The 18,789-nt window shown below is 68.0% G+C and carries 11 protein-coding genes and 1 pseudogene; 2 read left to right on the forward strand and 10 right to left on the reverse strand.

Going from position 1 to position 18,789, the window contains the following annotated elements; translation table 11 throughout:
* Window positions 1-16: 16 nt before the first annotated feature.
* The 10 genes and pseudogenes from ACT54L_RS10725 to ACT54L_RS10770 all read right to left on the reverse strand — a co-directional run bounded on the left by ACT54L_RS10725 (window position 17) and on the right by ACT54L_RS10770 (window position 14,105).
* Complete coding sequence (locus tag ACT54L_RS10725) at window positions 17-3,340, reverse strand: molybdopterin-dependent oxidoreductase (protein ID WP_476085567.1); 3,324 nt, start codon at window positions 3,338-3,340, stop codon at window positions 17-19.
* Between the two features lie 44 nt (window positions 3,341-3,384).
* Entirely contained in the window at window positions 3,385-4,350 is a 966-nt protein-coding gene (gene lhpI, locus ACT54L_RS10730) for a bifunctional Delta(1)-pyrroline-2-carboxylate/Delta(1)-piperideine-2-carboxylate reductase (RefSeq protein ID WP_476085568.1), read from the reverse strand.
* A 39-nt stretch (window positions 4,351-4,389) separates the two neighbouring features.
* Entirely contained in the window at window positions 4,390-5,163 is a 774-nt protein-coding gene (locus tag ACT54L_RS10735; protein ID WP_476085569.1) for a helix-turn-helix domain-containing protein, read from the reverse strand.
* 152 nt (window positions 5,164-5,315) lie between these two features.
* Complete coding sequence (locus tag ACT54L_RS10740; protein ID WP_476085773.1) at window positions 5,316-6,551, reverse strand: ABC transporter substrate-binding protein; 1,236 nt, start codon at window positions 6,549-6,551, stop codon at window positions 5,316-5,318.
* A 77-nt stretch (window positions 6,552-6,628) separates the two neighbouring features.
* Window positions 6,629-7,576: a branched-chain amino acid ABC transporter permease gene (locus tag ACT54L_RS10745; RefSeq protein WP_476085774.1), complete on the reverse strand. Its 948-nt coding sequence runs from the start codon at window positions 7,574-7,576 to the stop codon at window positions 6,629-6,631.
* A gap of 69 nt (window positions 7,577-7,645) precedes the next feature.
* Window positions 7,646-8,521: pseudogene (locus tag ACT54L_RS10750) on the reverse strand (branched-chain amino acid ABC transporter permease); the annotation flags it as partial.
* A gap of 10 nt (window positions 8,522-8,531) precedes the next feature.
* On the reverse strand, window positions 8,532-9,245 hold the full coding sequence (locus ACT54L_RS10755; protein ID WP_476085570.1) for an ABC transporter ATP-binding protein: 714 nt from the start codon (window positions 9,243-9,245) through the stop codon (window positions 8,532-8,534).
* Window positions 9,238-9,984 carry an ABC transporter ATP-binding protein gene (locus tag ACT54L_RS10760; protein WP_476085571.1) on the reverse strand — a complete coding sequence of 249 codons (747 nt, stop codon included), beginning with the start codon at window positions 9,982-9,984 and terminating at the stop codon, window positions 9,238-9,240. The genes ACT54L_RS10755 and ACT54L_RS10760 overlap by 8 nt, the downstream gene beginning before the upstream one ends.
* A gap of 543 nt (window positions 9,985-10,527) precedes the next feature.
* Window positions 10,528-11,388 carry an alpha/beta fold hydrolase gene (locus tag ACT54L_RS10765; protein ID WP_476085572.1) on the reverse strand — a complete coding sequence of 287 codons (861 nt, stop codon included), beginning with the start codon at window positions 11,386-11,388 and terminating at the stop codon, window positions 10,528-10,530.
* Between the two features lie 128 nt (window positions 11,389-11,516).
* Window positions 11,517-14,105 (reverse strand): alpha/beta hydrolase, encoded by a 2,589-nt coding sequence (locus ACT54L_RS10770; protein ID WP_476085573.1) that lies wholly within the window; start codon window positions 14,103-14,105, stop codon window positions 11,517-11,519.
* A 510-nt stretch (window positions 14,106-14,615) separates the two neighbouring features.
* Here ACT54L_RS10770 and ACT54L_RS10775 point away from each other — a divergent pair.
* Together ACT54L_RS10775 and ACT54L_RS10780 are read left to right on the forward strand one after the other, a co-directional pair.
* Window positions 14,616-15,686, forward strand: coding sequence for an efflux RND transporter periplasmic adaptor subunit (locus ACT54L_RS10775; RefSeq protein WP_476085574.1), 1,071 nt, complete (start codon window positions 14,616-14,618; stop codon window positions 15,684-15,686).
* On the forward strand, window positions 15,683-18,760 hold the full coding sequence (locus tag ACT54L_RS10780) for an efflux RND transporter permease subunit (protein WP_476085575.1): 3,078 nt from the start codon (window positions 15,683-15,685) through the stop codon (window positions 18,758-18,760). The genes ACT54L_RS10775 and ACT54L_RS10780 overlap by 4 nt, the downstream gene beginning before the upstream one ends.
* The last annotated feature ends 29 nt before the right edge of the window (window positions 18,761-18,789 follow it).

Here is an 18,789-nt window from a genome sequence, read left to right on the forward strand (position 1 = left end):
CTGAAGGGCTTGAGGCTCAGGCGTCCAGCACCAGATCGGTGAGCGGCACCGCCTGGCAGGCGAGGCACGCGCCCTCTTCCTCGTCCTCCACCGGCACCAGATGCAGCACCTGCCCTGAGACCACAGTGACCTTGCAGCTTTCGCACTGGCCGGTGCGGCAGCCGCTGGGCAAGGTGAGCCCGGCTTTTTCTGCGCAGGCCAGCACAGCGCCGGCCTCCGGCGTCCAGGTGAGCGTGCGGCCGGAGCGGGCGAAGGTGAGCGTGCGGGGGGAAAGGTCGCCTTCCGGCACGCCGGCGGGGGAGCGGAAGCGTTCGCGGAAGATCTCGAAGGCCGGCACGCCCCGGCCCTTCAGCAGCGCCACCGCCTCGTTCATCATGGCGTCCGAGCCGCACAGATAGAAGCGGGAGCGGGCCTCGATGAGCGCCTGCGGCAGGTCCGCCGCGCAGAAGCGGCCCTCCACATCGCAGCGCGCCCCCGCTTCGGGGCGGGTGAGATAGGTGGTGAGCTTCAGGTTGGGCAGGCGCTGGGCAAGCGCGGCGAGCCGTGCGGCGAAGGGCTGCTCGGCGGCGCTGCGGCAGCCATAGTGCAATTCCACCTGCGGCTCGCCGGCCTTGCCCTCCAGGCTTTCCAGATAGGACAGGAAGGGCGTGATGCCGATGCCGCCGGCAATCAGCACCACCGGAAATTCATTCTCCAGAGGCATGACGAAATTGCCCGCCGGGGCTTGCAGATCGAGGCGCGTGCCCTCCTTCAACCCCGCGAAAATCGCCTCCGACACCGCCCCGCCCGGCAGGCGGCGCACGGCGATGGAATAGGCGGTGGGCGCGGCCTCGACCGGGCAGGTGAGCGAATAGGAGCGGGTCAGACCATCCACCCGCACGGTCACGAACTGCCCTGGCCGGAAGGGGGGGAGCAGCCCGCCGTCTTCCGGCACGAGGGTAAGGGCGGCCACCTCCCCCGGCTCGTCCCGGCGCGCGGCCACACGGAAGGTGCGCCAGCCCGGCCAGCGGCGGGCGAGGACGGAGGCGTCCAGCTCCACCTCGCACACATAGGAGCGCAAGGGCAGCGAGCCGCTCACCGGATCGCGGTCGGCCTCGGGAATGACGGCATTGTAGCTCGCAGCCCCAGGCGCGCCGGCCGAGATGGCGAAGGCGGGAAGGCCGAGATCGGGCGCGCCCTGCCACCAGCCATAGTCGCAGGCCACCGTATCGGGCGCGAGCGTGGCGTTGAGCTTGGCCTTCACCGAGATGGCGCCGCGCGGCGTGCGCACGCGGATGGCATCGCCCTCCGCGATGCCACGGGCGGCGGCGGTGTCGGGATGGATCTCCGCCAAAGGCTCGCCGCGTTTCTTGCGGAGCGCGGTGATGCCGCGCTGCTGGCTGTGGCAGAAATAGCCGTTATTGGCGGAGAAGAGGACGAGGGGGAAATCCCCATCCGGCGTGCGCGCGGGCGGCACGAAGCGCGGCAGCGGATCATAGCCGTGGCGCAGGAAGAGTTCGCTGTAAAGCTCCACCCGGCGGGTCTGGGTGGCAAATCCGGTGTCGCGATATTTGCGATAGGTCTGTGTCAGGGGCAGGCTGATGCCCTCGGGATGCTGGCGCAGCCTTGCCACATCAAGGCCCAGCGGGGCCAGCATGTGGTTCCAGCCGGCCTCCACATCGCCGCCAAAGAACGCCTCCCCCAGCCCGAGACGCGGGGCGAGGGCGAAGACGATCTCCTGGTCCGAGCGGGTATCGCCCTGGCGGGGGATCATTTGCGGGCGCAACTGCACCAGCTCCTGCGCCGCATGGGTGATCTCGAAGCCCACCCGCAGCGCCTCGTGCTCATAGGAACTGGTCACCGGCAGCACGATGTCCGCATGCTCCGCCGTGGGGTTCAGGAACAGGTCGCAATGGACCTGGAATTCCAGCGCATCCAGGGCCTTGGCGCCCCGCTCCGGCTCGGGATGGGAGACCAGAAGGTTGGAGCCGAAGGTCATCAAGGCGCGGATGGGATAGGGCTTGCCCTCCAGCACCGCGTCATAAAAGTCCGTGGAGGTGATCCAGCCATCGGCGGGCGGGCCAAGGGGGCGGTCGCTAAGCCCCAGCGCCTTGGCGCGGGTGGCGGGCGGGATCATGGCCAGGGAATGGAGCGCGGGCACCGGATGGGCGGCGCGGCGCACATTGCCGCCGGGGATGTCGAAGGAGCCGGTGAGGGCATAGAGGCTCGCCACCGCCCGCTCGGTCTGGGTGGCGTTGGTGTGCTGCCCGATGCCGGTCCAGGCGTGATAGGCGACCGAACCCGCCGCCGCGATCAGGTCCGCGAACCCTTCCACATCCCCCGCCGGCACGCCAGTGATGGCTTCCACGGTGGCCGGATCATAGGGGGCGAGCGCCTCCTCATAGAGGTCGAAGGCGGTGCGGCAGGAGATGGGGCCGAAGGCGGTGTTGAGGGCGAGGCCGCCGGAAAGGCGCGGCTTTCCGCTGCGGTCCTCGCTGGAGACCGGCCGGCCGGCGGCCTCGTCCCACATCACATAGGCGGCGTCATCCTCAAGGCCCACCTCGGCGCCGCGCAGGAAGCGGCCGGTGTCGGTGCGCACCAGGAGAGGGGCGTTGGTCCAGCCTTCCACGAAGTCGCGGTCATAGCCGCCGCGCGCGATCAGCGCCCGCGCCACGCCCAGAGCCAGGGCCGCGTCGGTGCCGGGGCGCACGCGCAGCCAGAGGTCGGCATCGCGGGCCATGCCCGTCTGGCGGGGATCGATCACCACCACCTTGGCGCCGCGCGCCCGCGCCGTGCCGATGGCTTCCGCCTGGGCGAGCCAGACATTAGCGGGATTGTGGCCCCACAGCAGGATGAGGTCGGAATTCAGATAGTCGGCGGTGGGAATGCCGCAGCCGAAGGTGAAGATGTGGGCGTGGTCCTTATGCCAGTTGCACACCTCGGTGGAGAAAATGGTGTTGGGACTGCCGAAGCCGCGAATAAGCCGCTGCACCCAGTCGAGCGCATCCGACATGGAGGAGGACGAGCCCGAGGTCACGGCGAAGGCCACAGCCTCCGGCCCGCTCTCGGCGCGGATGGCGTTGAGCTTTTCCGCGATCTCGTCCAGCGCCTCGTCCCAGCTTATGGGCTTGAAGGCCGGATCTGCCGCCCCGCGCGGGGAGGTGCGGCGCAAGGGAGTGGTGAGGCGGCGGGCGGAATGGGCGATCTCCGGGGCCGCGCGCCCCTTCGGGCACAGGGCCTTGCCGGTGGGGTGCGCCGGGTTCGGCCGCACCGAGACGAGCCGCCCGCCCGCGACCGTGACAGTGGTGCCGCAGCGCGAGCGGCAGAGCGTGCAGAAGCCCGGCTTGTCCTCGATCCGCATTCCGGTCTCCTCTTCTTGTTTCCTCCGCCCGCGCCCTCAGCCTCTCACGAGGCGGCGCGCAAGGGCGGGGTGCCCGTGTCCACAAGCAATTGGGCGGCCACCAGATCCTCCAGCGCCGCGCCCACCGACTTGAAGACGGTGATGGCGGCGGCGTCCGTGCGTCCCGGCACACGGCCGGCGGTCAAATCGTGCAGGTCGCCCTTCAGGCGGTCCGCGCTCCAGGCGCCGGCGGCGATGGGCTGGAGAAGGTCGCCCGCCTCGGCCAGGGCGCCGGCGCGGGTGTCCACATAGATCTCGGCGCGGGCGATGAGGGCATCGTCGCTCTCGCGCATCTTCGGTGTGAAGGCGCCCACCAGGTCCACATGGGTGCCGGGGCGCACGGCCGCGCCCCGCACCAAGGGCTCCACGGACGTGGTGCCGCAGGCGACGATGTCCGCCGCCGCTACCATGGCGTCGAGGTCGGCCGCCGCTTCCGCCTGCACCTTCAGCTGCGTGCGGGCCTTCTCCACCAAGGCGGCGGCGCGCTCGCGGTTGCGGCCGAACACCAGGATGCGGTCGATGGGCCGGATGGCGCAGTGCGCCTCCATCAGATGGGCAGCCACATGGCCGGTGCCGATGATGGCCAGCGTCCGGCTATCGGGCCGGGAGAGATAGGAGGAAGCGAGCGCGGAGGCCGCTGCCGTGCGGCGGTTGGTGAGCGCGTCGCCCTCGATGATGGCGCGGGGCTGGCCGGTCTCCCCGTCCATCAGCACATAGAGCGAGGCCACCGAGCCGAGCCCGCGTGCCGCATTGCCGGGAAAGACGGTGACGAGCTTGGTGCCGATGGCGCTGCCGCGCTTCCAGGCGGGCATGAGCAGGAGATGGCCGGGGGCGGCCTCCGTGCCCACGGGATAGGACTGGCGCACGGGCATGGTCTCGCCCTCCTCCTGGAAGGCGGCGCGCAGCGCCTCCACCAGGCGCGGATAGGTGAGGGCGGCTTCGACTTCTTCTGCGCCGAACATGCGCGGCATGGACAACAACTCCAGAACACGGACGGATGAAGGGGGAAGCTAGTCCGCCCCCAGCTTGACGGCGCCGGTGCAGATCCACAGCACTTCGGCGTCCTCTTGCGACAGCGACACCAGGGCATGGCCCATATTGCTGTCGAAATAGGTGCTATCCCCCGGCTCCAGAATGGCGGGGGCGTAGAATTCGGTGAAGACCTGCACGCGGCCGGAGAGCACGCACAGGAATTCCTCTCCCTCGTGCCGCACCCAGCCGTCGAAATCGTCCAGGCTTCGGGCGCGGATCTTGGCCTTGAAGGGCAGGATGCGCTTCTGGGAGAGGTCGGTGGCCAGCACCTCATAGAGATAGGTGCTGGTGGGATGGTGCTTGCCCTCGTTCTTGCGGGTGAGCGAGCGGCGCCCGAAGGGGGCGGCCTGGCTGCGCACGTCGAACAGCTCCACGATATCGAGCGCCATGCCGTGCGTGATCTTCTGCAGCACGTCATAGGTGGGCGACATCTGCCCGTTCTCGATTTTGGACAGGGTGGAGCGGGCGACGCCGGTGCGCTGGCTCACATCGTCCAGGGTCCAGCCGCGCTCATTGCGCATGCGCTTGAGCTTCAGGCCGAGATCCACCCGGTCCTCCCGCGCCGGGCGCGGGGCGGCGGCGAAGCGAGCGGGGATGACAGGGCTCTGAGCGCCTTCGGATACCAATTGAGGGGCGCCGGGCGCGGCGGTCGCTTCGGGCGCGGCCCCGTTTCCGGGCGCGGCCTTGCGCCGGGTGCGGGGGGGCGCCGTATCGGCCGCCGCGCGTCTGGCATTGGAAACCGTGTCCTTCACCACGTCACTCCCTGGGATGGCGCGGGTCCACCCCGCCACGCGCCGGCCCGATCTGTCGCGGGCCGGGTCCTATCCTGCCATTAAACCGGGCCGGTGCCATTGCGTAGCCCACAGAAGGGCGGAGCCGGAGCCCCGCCCGACGCAACGTCAGGTCACTTCTTTACCAGCGGGCACTCGCTCTGCGCGAGGGGCAGGAAGGCCTGGTCGCCGGGAATGGTCTCCAGAACGTCGTAATAGTCCCACGGCGCCTTCGATTCGGAGGGCTTCTTGACCTTCACCAGATACATGTCGTGGACCATGCGGCCGTCGGCCCGCACCACGCCGTTCTTGGCGAAGAAGTCGTTGACCGGCAATTCGCGCATCTTGGCCGCCACCGCCTTGGCCTCGTCCGTGCCGGCGGCCTGGATGGCCTTCAGATAGTGGAAGATGGAGGAATAGACGCCGGCCTGGAGCGCGGTGGGCATGGCGCCGCGCTTGTCATAGAAGCGCTTGGCGAAGGCGCGGGTCTCGTCATTATAGTTCCAGTAGAAGCCCTCCACGAACGAGGTGCCCTGGGCGATGTCCAGGCCCAGCGAATGCACGTCGGTGATGAACATGATGGGCGCCGCCAGCGTCTGGCCGCCCTGCACGATGCCGAATTCATGGGCCTGCTTGATGGCGGTGGTCAGGTCCTTGCCCGCATTGGCGAGGAAGATCACCTGCGCGCCCGAGGCCTGGGCCGGCAGCAGATAGGGCGACATGTCGGCGGAATTGAACGGGTTGCGGATGGAGCCCACCACCGTGCCGCCCAGGTCCTTCACCTCGGCCATGCCGATCTTTTCCAGCGAATGGCCGAAGGCGAAGTCGGCGGTCACGAAGTACCAGCTCTTCTTGCCCTGCTTGATGAGGCCCTTCACCGGGGCCACCGCGTTGGAATAATTGTCATAGACCCACTGGAAGCCGGTGGGTGAGCACTGCTTGCCGGTGAGGTCGGTGGTGCCGGGGGAGGAGAACAGCGCCACGCGGTTGGTGTCGCGGGTGAGCTGCTGGACGGCCAGCGCGATGGCGGAGTTGGTCACGTCCGAGATGGCATCCACCTGCTCATTCTCAATCCAGCGCCGGGCGATGGAGACGCCCACGTCGGTCTTGTGCTGGTGGTCGGCGCTGATGAGCTTGATGGGCTTGCCGAGCACGGTGCCGCCGAAATCGGCGATGGCCATTTCCGCCGCCGTGACGGAGCCGGGACCGTTCATGTCGGACCACTGGCCGGACAGATCGGTGAGCACGCCGATCTTCACCACGTCGTCGCTCACCTGGGCGGAGGCGGGCGCGGCGGCAAAGGCACCAAGGGCGGTGGACAGTCCGAGCGCGAAAAGCGCGCCCTTCAGGGTCGAGGTTCGGGCGGACATATTGGTGGTTCCCTTCTGCTGGTTCTGGATCGGGCTTGCCGGGCGATGCCCGGTGCCCCTGTTTCCTTTGCGAAACATCAGGCGTGCTCCGCCGCCGGCTTGGACGTGGCGGAGGGGGCGGCGCGGCGGGGCAGGCGGGCGAGGATCTCGCCCACGATGCCGCGCCGGAAGGCCAGCACGCACAGGATGAAGATGAAGCCGTGGATCACCGTCACCCACTGGCCGAGAGCGGTGAGATAGTTCTGCATGGCCACCACCAGGAAGGCGCCCACCACCGGCCCGAACAGGGTGCCCACCCCGCCGAGGAAGGTCATGAGCAGCACCTCCCCCGACATGGACCAGTGCACGTCCGTGAGCGAGGCGAGCTGCACCACGATGGCCTTGGTGGAGCCGGCGAGCCCCGAGAGCGCCGCCGAAAGGGTGAAGGCGAGGAGCTTGTAGCGGTCGGTGGCAAAGCCCAGGGACTGGGCGCGGGGCTCGTGCTCGCGGATGGCTTTCAGCACCTGCCCGAAGGGCGAGCGGGCAAGCCGCATGATGAAGAAGAAGCCGGCCAGGAATACCACCAGCACGAAGGCATAAAGGTTGGTGTGGTCGTTCAGGTCGATGAGCCCGAACAGCTTGCCGCGCGGCACGTTCTGCAAGCCGTCCTCGCCGCCGGTGAAGGGCGCCTGGAGGGCGACGAAATAGATCATCTGGGCAAAGGCCAGCGTGACCATGGCGAAATAGATGCCGGTGCGGCGGATGGCGAGCCAGCCGGAGACGAGGCCCAGGAGCGCCGCCGCCCCCGTGCCGGCGAGGATCGACAGTTCCGGGGTGAGGCCCAGGCTCTTGGCCGCATAGCCGCACACATATCCCGCCGAGCCCAGGAACATGGCATGGCCGAAGGAGACGAGGCGGCCATAGCCGGCGATGAGGTTGAAGGCGCAGGCGAAGAGGGCGAACATCATCCCCTTCATCAGGAAGCCGGGATAGATGAGCGCCGGGGCCACCGCCAGGATCGCGGCCATGGCGAGGAAGGCCGCCATGTCCGAGCGCGGCGAGGCCGGCGGGACATCGAGCGCCTCATGGGCGCCGGCCGCCGCTTCCGGCTTGGAGCCGAACAGGCCCGCCGGGCGCACCAGCAGGATGATGGCCATCATCACGAACACCACGGTGCTCGATCCCTGCGGATAGAAGGTGCGGGTGAGGCCCTCCACCAGACCCACCAGGAAGCCGGTGACGATGGAGCCCATGATGGAGCCCATGCCGCCGATCACCACCACCGCGAACACCACGATGATGATGTCCGCCCCCATGAGCGGGCTCACCTGATAGATGGGCGCCGCCAGCACGCCGGCCAGCGCCGCCAGCCCCACGCCCGCGCCGAAGGTGAGCATGACCATGCGCGGCACATCGATGCCGAAGGCCTGCACCAGCATGGGATTCTCGGTGGCGGCGCGCAGATAGGAGCCGAGCTTGGTGTGCTCGATGACGAACCAGGTCAAAAGGCACACCACCAGCGAGGCGACGATGACCCAGGCCCGGTAGGTGGGCAGGAACATGAAGCCCAGATTGGTGCCGCCCTTCAGAAGGGCGGGGATGGCATAAGGCTGGCCGGACGAGCCGAACACATCCCGCAGCACCCCTTGCAGCACCAGGGCCAAGCCAAAGGTGAGCAGCATGCCGTAGAGATGGTCGAGCTTGTAGAGCGGGCGCAGCAAGGTGCGTTCCACCACCATGCCGAGGGCGCCCACCACCAGGGGGGCGATGAGGAGCCCCCACCAATAGGACAGGCCGAAATAGGTCAGCAGCACCCAGGCCCCCAGCGCCCCCAGCATGTAGAAGGCGCCGTGGGCGAAGTTGACGATGTTCATCATGCCGAAAATGACGGCGAGGCCCAGGCTCAGCATGGCGTAGAAGGCGCCGTTGATGAGCCCGAGCAGAAGCTGGCCGAACAGGACCGCGGTGGGGATGCCGAAGAGTGTGGTCATGGATCCCCGCTCACACGCCGAGATAGGATTTCAGGGAGGGCAGGCGGTCGGCGAAGGCGGCGGCGGGGATCTCGTCCACCACGCGGCCCAGCTCCACCACATAATGCCGGTCGGCGAGCCCCGCGGCGAAGGCGACGTTCTGCTCCACCAGGAGGATGGTGAAGCCCAGCGCCTTCAAGGTGCGGATGGTGTCGCCGATCTGCGCGATGATGACCGGGGCGAGGCCCTCGGTGGGCTCGTCCAGCAGCAGGAGGCGCGCGCCGGTGCGCAGGATGCGGGCGAGCGCCAGCATCTGCTGCTCGCCCCCAGAAAGCTTGGTGCCCTGGCTTTTCAGCCGTTCCCTCAGGTTCGGGAACAGCTTCAGAATGTCCGGCACGCTCATGCCACCGGGCCGCACCTGCGGGGGCAGCAGGAGATTTTCCTCCACGTTCAGGCTGGCGAAAATGCCCCGCTCTTCCGGGCACAGCGCCATGCCCTTGCGGGCGATCTGGTGCGGGCGGGCGGCGACGATCTCGTCGGCGCCAAGGCGGATGGAGCCGGTGCGGTTGGCGATCAGGCCCATGAGGGCGCGGAGCGTCGTGGTCTTGCCGGCGCCGTTGCGGCCGATGAGGGTCACCACCTCGCCTTCTCGCACGGAGAACGTCATGCCGTGCAGCGCCTGGCTCTCGCCATACCAGGCTTTCAGATGGGTGGTGCGCAGGGCCTCAGACAGGTGCTCAGACATGAGCGCCTCCCGTATAGGCGGCGATCACGTCCGGGCGGGCGGAGACCTCGTCATAAGTGCCTTCCGCCAGCTTCTCGCCGCGCACCATGACGGTGATGGTGTCGGCAAGGTCGGAGACCACGCGCATATTGTGCTCCACCAGCAAGATGGTGCGCCCGCGCCCGGCCTCGCGCACCAGGGTGGCCACCTTGTCGATGTCCTCATGGCCAAGGCCCGCCATGGGCTCGTCGAGGAGCAGGACGGCAGGATCGAGGGCCAGCGTGGTGGCCAGCTCCAAGGCACGCTTGCGGCCATAGGGGAGGTTGCCGGCGCGGGCTTCCAGATAGGTGGACAGGCCGAAGCGCTCGATCATCTCTTCGGCCGCGCGCTTGAGCGCCGGGCGGCGGGAGAGGGAGCCGAGGAGGTTCCAGGCGAGGCCATGGGCGTTCAGCAGCGCCAGTTCCACATTCTCGCGCACCGTGAGCCCGGCAAACACCGCCGAGATCTGGAACGAGCGCACCACCCCGCGCCGGGCCATGGCGGGCGGGGAGAGGCGGGTCACGTCCTCGCCCTTGTGCAGGATGGTGCCGCCGGTCGGGGGCAGGAACTTGGTGAGCAGGTTGAACAGCGTGGTCTTGCCGGCGCCATTGGGACCGATGACGGCGTGGATGGAGCCTTCGACGAGGCCGAAATCCACGTTCGCCACGGCCTTGAAGCCGCCGAAGTCCCGACTGAGCCCGCGTGCTTCCAGAACGTACACGGCCGTCCCCCTCGAAGGCGCGCGCCGTCGGCGCCGGAGAGCGCGGATGGCACGGCTTCAGCAAGTGGCGGGGCCTTGAGCGGCAAGTGGCGAGTGCCCCTTGCGGACGGGCCCCGGAATGGAAGGTGTCCCGCCCTCGTGGTCTTGATCCGGGGCAGGTTCTGGGGATCAGACTAGCCGAAAGTTTCACAAGTTCAATATCGGAAACTTATTTCTTCATCAGTGGCGAAAATTGATGCGCTTGCCCGATTTTTCGCCGCGCATGTGCCTGTCGGGATGGCGGGGGAGGGGGAGTGGCGGGGAGTCTTGGAGACGGAAGGGCGAAATGGTTTGAAGGGGCTGAGGCGAGCCAAATCCAATTCTGGTCATGGCCGGGCTCGTCCCGGCCATCCATGGGCCTCGACCTGGAACGCCCACATGTTCCTCCAAGCGGTTGGCCGTGGATGCGCGGGACAAGCCCGCGCATGCCCGTGCGCTCGGAAGCGCCGGGGAGACTAGACGTGCGACGCCCTGTGATTTCTCCGAAAGGAAACGTCTTCCCGATCACGGCCCCGCCAGGAACCACTCCCCGAACGCCTTGGCGTAAAGCTCGGGCGCTTCCAGGTTGGCGGAATGGCCGATGCCGGGGAGCACGTCCAGCCGGCAATCGGGCAGGCCGGCGCACATGTCCTGCGCGTCGGCGAGCGTGAGGATGACGTCCTTCTCGCCCCACAGGATCAATTGCGGCTGGCGCATCTCGCCCATGCGGGCGGCAAGCTCGCCCAGCTTGAACTCCCGCTCCAGCCCCACGGGCGTGCCGGACCAGATGCCGTCGGACACAGAAAAGGTCTGGTCGACGATCTTCTCGAACAGCACGCCGCGTGCCCCCGCATTGGCCACCAATTGGGGGCCTTCCGGCGAGGTGAGGCTCTCGGGCACGAACAAGGAGGAGGCCGCCCAGGCCATGCCGGCGCGGGTGGCGGCCTTGTGGGCCTTCATGGCGGCGAAGCCCTTGATGGCCTGTTCCGGCAGCACGATGGAGCGCGGCGCCACCGGGTCCAGATGCAGCACCCGCCCGAAGCGCTCCGGCTGGGCCAGCAGCATGCGCGCCGCGATGATGCCGCCAGTGGAATGGGTGGCCAGATGGCAGAAATCGATTCCCAGCGCATCGAGGGCCGCGATCATGTCGGCCGCGTGCTGGGCGATGGAGTAATTGGCAAAATCGGCATCCGCCGCCGGCCGGTCGCTGTCGCCGCAGCCGCGCCAGTCGATGCCGATGGTCTTGAGGCCGGCGGGAAAGAGGGGGGCGGCCAGCTCGATCCAGTCCTTGCTGGCGAGATTGCCATGGATGAAGACCACGGGCACGTCGCCTTCGCCCCAGCTCCGCAGGCCGAGCTTGAGGCCCCCGATGTCGACATGCGTCATGGCTTTCTCCTGCTTGCGGTGCGAACGGGGCCGGTGCGCCAGCCCGAAAGGGAACGCCCGGCCGGGGCCGGGCGCGCCAGGGATGTTACGGCTGAAGCCGCCCCTGCAGAAGGGCCGGCAGCGGCGCCTTACTTGTTCAGCCCCTTGGGCGTGGCGGCGGTGGCGGGGCTCGCCGCGGGGGCGGCGGCCACCTGGCCGGGGACGCCGTTGATGAGCCGGTCCACGATCACCTGCGAGGTGGTCTCCACCTGGCCGGATTTGACGAAGTCCACCACGTCCTCGGCGAATTCCACCGGGTCATCGGTGTGGATGAAGTGGGCGGTGTCCGTATAGATCTTCACCTGCACGTCGCGGCCTGCCGCTTCCATGCGCGTCATGAAGGGCAGGATGGCCTGGCGGCTGAGGTCCGTGCGGCCGTTGAAGGGCGCGCTCGGGATGAACGGCTCCTTGTTGCCGAAGGCCAGGAAGATCGGCACCTTGATCTCGGTGAGGCGCTTGTAGAGGCTCTTCGGGTCGCTCTCCAAGGATTCCGAGGCCATGGTGTAGATGTCGAACACGAACACATCCACCCATTGCTGCAATTCGCGCGGATCGCCCTTGATCATGCCGATGCGCTGGTCGGTGTGGAGCCGGGCATATTCGCTGTCGCGCAGGAAATAGCCGGACTTGGAGGGCGTCACGACGCCGGTGACGGGGTCACGGGTGCGAAAGTGGAAGAAGTCGTCCACCTGCTGGGCGGTCAGGTTCTTCTCCCGGTCGCGCAGGCCCGTCTGGTCCCAGGTGGCCGCCCAGGCCTTGAAGTCGCGGGCGAAGGCGGGGTTGAAGAGGTCCAGCTTCTTGCCCGGCCCCACCGTGACCTCGCGGGGATATTCCTCAAGCCCGGCGGGGGCTTCCAGGATCAGCTTGGTGACCGCGTCGGGATAGGAGAGGGCATAGCCCATCACCAATTGCCCGCCCATGGAATGGCCGAGATAGGCGGCCTTCTTTACGCCCAGCTGGTCCACCACCAGCCCATGCACCACCTGGCGCATGTCCTCCATGGTGCGGGCGGGGCTCTTGTCCAGATTGCCGGGGCCGGACATGCCGTAATGGGGCAGGTCGGGCACGATCACCCGCAGGCCGCGCTCCAGCGCGATGCGCATGATGTTGCCGTAATGGCCGCCAAACGCGCCCTTGCCGTGGACGATCACCAGCACGTCGGGATTGGGCGAGGTGCCGGCATATTCATCCATATAGCCGATGTCCCACTCGACACCCTGGCCGTCCTTCACCTTGGTCTTCTTCACCGGGAAGGGATATTTCACAAAATTATTCCAGAACGACTTGTCGGGCGTGATGTCCTTGGCCACCGAGGGGGTGGTGTAAGTGGAGGCGGTGAGCGCCTGGTTGCGGGTGAGGCGCGCCACGTCGCCCAGGAAGCCGTTCACCGTGGGGTCGAACTGCTTGTTCTTGAGGATCGAGAACACGCCGTAATGGGCCACCGGGCTCGGCTCATGCACGAAGTCGGCGCCGGGCACGCGGGCGACCGTGCGCTTGGCGCGGTCGAAGGTCAGCCACTGGTCATTGTCGATATGCATGACCAGGGTGCGGGCCTTGATGCGCCCGAGGTCGGCATTGATGTTGTAGGTCTCGCCCGCCCGGTTGCGCCACAGCAGGTCCACCGCGTCGAACAGCAGCGCGCGGGCATTCACCGAGGAGCCGGCCTTCTCAGTGGGCGGGTTCCAGTAGAAGACGTCCGGCTGCACCTTGTCCCAGGGCTGCTGCGAGCGGAAGTCGAAGGAAAAGCCGGTCATGAGCAGGATGGACCAGCCGAAGGCGACGCCCTGGTTGGGGTGCTTGTCCTTGGGCAGATTGTAGTAATTGCCGCCTGTGGCGCGCCATTGCGGGTCGGATTCGATGGCCGCCGACATGAGCTGGAAGGTCCAGTTGCCCACCGGATCCTCGCCATCGGACTGGGTGGTGCCGCCGATGGGCATGAGGCCGTTCATGAAATCGGGATGCATGACGCCCCAGACATAGGTCTGGGTGGCGCCCATGGAGACGCCCGTCACCAAGGCGGCGCGGCCGATCTTCAGATGGTCGCGCAGCATGCGGTAATTGGACTGGACGAGGTCCATATAGCCATATTGGGGAAACTTCTGGCCGAGCCCATCCGAGGGCTTGCTGGCGCCCCACAGGCCGAGGCCATCCAGGAGCACCACATAATATTGGTTGGTGTCGATGGCGCGGTTCGGGCCGATGACCGAGCCGCCGGACAGGGCCGAGCCCTCCACCCACTGGGCGTACATGTCGGTGGAATCGCCGGAATAGAAGGTGTTGACGATCACCGCATTGGTGATCTCGCCGGCGGCGTTCCGGCGGGGCGTGCCGAGCGCGATATAGGCGGTCTTCAGCGGGCCGGCGCCGAGCGATTCCAGCGTGGTGCCGCCTTCCCCGCCATTTTCCCACTTTGCCGGGTTGGAGAGGTCATAGGTGCCGCCGATGCGGAAATTTGGCACCTCATAGTATTTTTTCAGGTCGCACAGGCGGGCCTGCGAGCATTGGCCGGTGATCTTCAACGGCTGCGCGGGCGCCGGCGTTGCGGCCGGGGCGGCAGCGGGTGCCGCAGCGGGTGCCGCAGCGGGCTTGGCGCCCGGCGCTGCCGGCGGGTTGGATTGGGCCGTGGCCAGCGTCGCCGACGCCAGCAGCAGGGCGGCGGCCCAGAGGGTGCGTCCCATTTTGTCTCTCCTGCATGCCCCCGTGGGCGGGTGGTAGCTTGGTCCCGCAGCAGGGCTGGGGACCCGGTCCGGCCAAAAAAAGTGCTGCGGCAGGGATCGGGCATTTGCCGCGCCGATGCGAGGCGCGGGCGGTGGCCCGATGTGCGGCAGGTGATGTCTTTCTCAACGTCCCCTGGAATCGCGTGAGGTATTAACGTCCGTCGGCGAAGCGGTGAGGCTGCCGCCAAAGCCAAGCCGTGCCGTTGATCCGCGTCAAGGTCCATCGCATGAATGCATAGTCCTTTCGTGACAGCGAATTACGCTGCATGTGCGAAGGGATCATGGCGCGCTGCACTGCATATGACTACCGGCGTGGCGCGGAATGTCTGGTTCAGGGCTATGAGGCTTTGCAAGTGCATTGCGTGATATGAGCCTGAATGCCAAGGTGACGCCGCCGTTGCGTTGTGCGATGCGTCACGCGTGACGGTCCGGCAGGCGGGGCCGTGAGAGGGGTGGGCGATGAAGGGGCGTATGTGTTGGGTGGCGGCGGTGGCGCTCGCGCCCCTGGTCCTGGCCGGCTGTGGCGAGACCCCGCAGGCAAGCCCCCCCGATGTCCGCCCCGTGCGCACCATCACCACCACCACCCGCGGCGCGGTGGAGTCCCTGGCCCTCACCGGCCATGTGGAGGCCATGAACGAGGCCGCCTATGGCTTCCGCATCGGCGGGCGCATGATCGACCGGCTGGTGAATGTGGGCGATACGGTCAAGCCCGGCCAGGTGCTGGCGCGGCTGGATTCCCAGAACGAGGCCAATGCGGTGCGCTCCGCCGAGGCGGCGCTGTCCGCCGCCGAGGGGCAGGCCTCCGTGACCCGCAATGCCTATGAGCGCCAGCGCGCGCTGCTGGCGCGCGGCTTCACCCCCCGTGCCCAGTATGAACAGGCCGAGCAGGCCTTTCTGGCCGCCCGCTCCCAGGTGGAAGACGCCCAGGCCCGGCTCCAGATCGCCCAGGACCAATTGGGTTTCACCGAGCTGAAGGCGGATTCGGAGGGCGTGGTCACCGCCCGCCGCGCCGAGCCCGGCGAGGTGGTGCAGGCCGGCCAGCCCATCGTCACCGTCGCCCGCAAGGATGGCCGCGACGCGGTGTTCGACGTGCCCGCCAATCTGCTGGCCGCCGTGCCGGGAGATCCCGACGTGCTGGTGACGCTGGCCAGCGACCCCGCCATGAAGGCCCATGGCCGCGTGCGCGAGATCGCGCCCCAGGCGGACCCGGTGACGCGCACCTTCGCGGTGCGGGTGGGGCTCATCGATCCGCCCGCCGCCATGCGCCTCGGCGCCACCGTCATCGGCACGGTGCAGGTGGATACCGGCCCGGTGATCGAAGTGCCGGCGAGCGCGCTGACACGCATCGGCGGCAAGCCGGCGGTGTGGATCGTCGACCCCAAGGCACAGACGGTGGCGCTGCGCCAGATCGAGGTGATGCGCTACACGCCCGCCAAGGTGAGCGTGGTGAGCGGGCTGAAGGACCATGAAATCGTCGTGACCGCCGGCGTGCAGGCGCTGCATCCCGGCCAGAAGGTGCGCCTCCTGGGAGCTGGCCTGTGAAGGGCTTCAATCTCTCCGAATGGGCGCTGCGGCACCGCTCCATCGTGATCTATTTCATGGCGGTGGCGGTGGTGGCCGGCCTCCTGTCCTACCAGCGCCTCGGGCGCGGCGAGGACCCCACCTTCATCATCAAGACCATGGTGGTGCAGGCCGCCTGGCCCGGCGCCTCGGTGGAAGAGACGCTGAAGCAGGTGACCGAGCGCCTGGAGCGCAAGCTCCAGGAGGTGCCCAAGCTCGACTTCCTGCGCTCCTATACCAGCGCCGGCATGACCACCATCTTCGTCAACCTGAAGGGGTCCGCCACCGGCGCCGAGGTGCCGGACATCTGGTACCAGGTGCGCAAGTCCATCGGCGACATCCGGCACACCTTGCCGGCCGGCGTCATCGGGCCGGGCTTCAATGACGAGTTCGGCGACACCTTCGGCATCATCTATGGCTTCACCGCCGACGGCTTCACCCAGCGCGAATTGCGCGACTATGTGGAGGACATCCGCTCCAAGCTGCTCAACGTGCCCGACGTCTCCAAGATCGAGGTGATGGGCGCGCAGGACGAGCGGATCTTCATCGAGTTCAACGTCCAGGAGCTGGCGAGCCTGGGCATTGACCGCAGCGCCGTCATCGCCGCGCTCCAGGCGCAGAATGTGGTGCAGCCGGCGGGCACCATGGAGACCGGCGACGAGATCATCTCGCTGCGCGTCTCCGGCGGCTTTGCCAGCGAGCAGGACATTGCCGACGTGAATTTCGTCGCCAATGGCCGCCTGCTGCGCCTGCGCGACATCGCCACCGTCCGGCGGGGCTTTGCCGACCCGCCCCAGCCCTTGTTCCGCGTCAATGGCGTGCCCGCCATCGGACTTGGTATCGCCATGCGCGATGGCGGCGACATCCTGGCGCTGGGCCGCAACATCACCAAGGCCATGGCGGAGATCACCGCCGACCTGCCCATTGGCATCGAGCCGACGCTCGTGGCCGACCAGGCGGTGACGGTGGATGACTCCATCGCCGACTTCATGTCCTCCCTCTGGCAGGCGGTGGGCATCATCCTGGTCATCAGCTTCCTGAGTCTCGGCGTTCGGCCGGGCCTGGTGGTGGCGCTGTCCATCCCGCTCACGCTCGCTGTGGTGTTCGCGGTGATGGACCTCGTGAACATCGACATGCAGCGCATCTCGCTGGGCGCGCTCATCATCGCCCTGGCGCTGATGGTGGACGATGCCATGACCACCACGGACGCCATGCTGAACCGGCTCGCCGCCGGCGACAGCAAGGAGGCGGCGGCCACGTTCGCCTTCCGCACCTATGCCATCGCCATGCTGGCGGGCACCTTCGTCACCGTGGCGGGCTTCGTGCCCATCGGTTTTGCCGCCAGCTCGGCGGGCGAATACACCTTCTCCCTGTTCGCGGTGGTGACCATCGCGCTGCTGGTCTCCTGGGTGGTGGCGACCTTGTTCGCGCCGCTCCTGGGGGTGGCCATTCTCAAGGCGCCGAAGGCGGCAAAGCCCGTGGAGGGGCCGCCGGGGGGCCTGATGGGCCTCTATGCCCGCCTGCTCGACCTCGCGTTGCGCTTCCGCGTGGTGACGGTGGGCGGCACGGTGGCGCTCTTCGTCCTCTCCGTGCTGGCCTTGCCGTTGGTGCCGCGCCAGTTCTTCCCCTCGTCCGACCGACCGGAACTGCTGGTGGACCTCCGCCTGCCGCAGAACGCCTCCATCTATGCCAGCCAGACGCTGGCGGAGAAGTTCGACGAGATCCTGGAAGGCGACCCGGACGTGGAGCGCTGGAGCACCTATGTGGGGCGCGGCGCCATCCGCTTCTACCTGCCCCTCAATGTGCAATTGCCCAACGACTTCTTCGCCCAGGCGGTGATCGTGGCGAAGGACGTGGAGTCGCGCGAGCGCCTGCGCACCAAGCTGGAACGGGTGCTCGACACCGACTTCCCGCAGGTGGTGGGCCGCGTCTATCCGCTGGAACTGGGCCCGCCCGTGGGCTGGCCGGTGCAGTACCGGGTGAGCGGGCCGGACATCGAGAAGGTGCGCGCCATCTCGTTTGACCTTGCCCGCGTCATCGCCTCCGAGCCGCGCGCGGAGCGGGTGAATTACGACTGGATCGAGCCCACCCGCGAGGTGCGCATCGTGGTGGATCAGGACCAGGCCCGCATTCTCGGCCTCAACACCCAGGCGCTGGCGGGCGTGCTCAACACCGTCATGTCCGGCCGCCCGGTCACGCAGGTGCGCGACGACATCTATCTGGTGGACGTGGTGCTGCGCGCCACCGACGAGCAGCGCGTGTCGCTGGCCAACCTCTCCACCCTCCAGGTGCCCTTGCCCAGCGGGCGGACGGTGCCGCTCAGCCAGCTCGCCAGCTTTGAATATGTGCAGGACTATCCGGTGGTCTGGCGGCGCGACCGGGTGCCCACCCTCACCGTCCAGGCGGACGTGGTGCCCGGCGCCTTGCCCGACGAGGTGGTGGCGGCGCTTGCCGGAAAGATCGAAGGCCTGCAACGGAACCTGCCGCGCGGCTACCACATCGTGGTGGGCGGCACGGTGGAGGAGAGCGCCAAGTCGCAGGCGTCCGTGGTGGCGGTGGTGCCGCTGATGATCTTCATCATGCTCACCGTGCTCATGTTCCAGCTGAAAGGGTTCCAGCGCCTCGTCCTGGTGCTGTCGGTGGCTCCGCTGGGCCTCATCGGCGTGGTGGCGGCGCTGCTGGCCTCCGGCAAGCCCTTGGGCTTCGTGGCCATATTGGGCGTGCTGGCGCTGGTGGGCATGATCACCAAGAATGCGGTGATCCTGATCGGCCAGATCGAGGCGGAACGGGCCGCAGGCAAGAGCGTGCGGGAGGCGGTGACGGCGGCCAGCTGCTCCCGCTTCCGGCCCATCCTGCTCACCGCCGTGTCCACGGTGCTGGGCATGATCCCCATCGCGCCCACGGTGTTCTGGGGGCCCATGGCGTTTGCCATCATGGGCGGCCTGCTGGTGGGCACGCTGCTGACCCTGATCTTCCTGCCGGCCTTCTATGTGCTGTGGTTCGGCCCCGACCGGGGGCCAGACCAGGCGACGGATCCCGCGCCGGCCGGCGCCTGACGCGCGGGCGGCGGCGCCCTGAAGTGTGC

The organism is Aquabacter sp. DMC10, from assembly GCF_056314145.1.

Excerpts from the sequence above, each read along its gene's own strand:
- ACT54L_RS10725 (WP_476085567.1), bottom strand. The coding sequence starts at position 3,340 with ATGCGGATCGAGGACAAGCCGGGCTTCTGCACGCTCTGCCGCTCGCGC.
- lhpI (WP_476085568.1), bottom strand. The coding sequence starts at position 4,350 with ATGCCGCGCATGTTCGGCGCAGAAGAAGTCGAAGCCGCCCTCACCTAT.
- ACT54L_RS10740 (WP_476085773.1), bottom strand. The coding sequence starts at position 6,551 with ATGTCCGCCCGAACCTCGACCCTGAAGGGCGCGCTTTTCGCGCTCGGA.
- ACT54L_RS10745 (WP_476085774.1), bottom strand. The coding sequence starts at position 7,576 with ATGGCGGCCTTCCTCGCCATGGCCGCGATCCTGGCGGTGGCCCCGGCG.
- ACT54L_RS10755 (WP_476085570.1), bottom strand. The coding sequence starts at position 9,245 with ATGTCTGAGCACCTGTCTGAGGCCCTGCGCACCACCCATCTGAAAGCC.
- ACT54L_RS10765 (WP_476085572.1), bottom strand. The coding sequence starts at position 11,388 with ATGACGCATGTCGACATCGGGGGCCTCAAGCTCGGCCTGCGGAGCTGG.
- ACT54L_RS10770 (WP_476085573.1), bottom strand. The coding sequence starts at position 14,105 with ATGGGACGCACCCTCTGGGCCGCCGCCCTGCTGCTGGCGTCGGCGACG.
- ACT54L_RS10775 (WP_476085574.1), top strand. The coding sequence starts at position 14,616 with ATGTGTTGGGTGGCGGCGGTGGCGCTCGCGCCCCTGGTCCTGGCCGGC.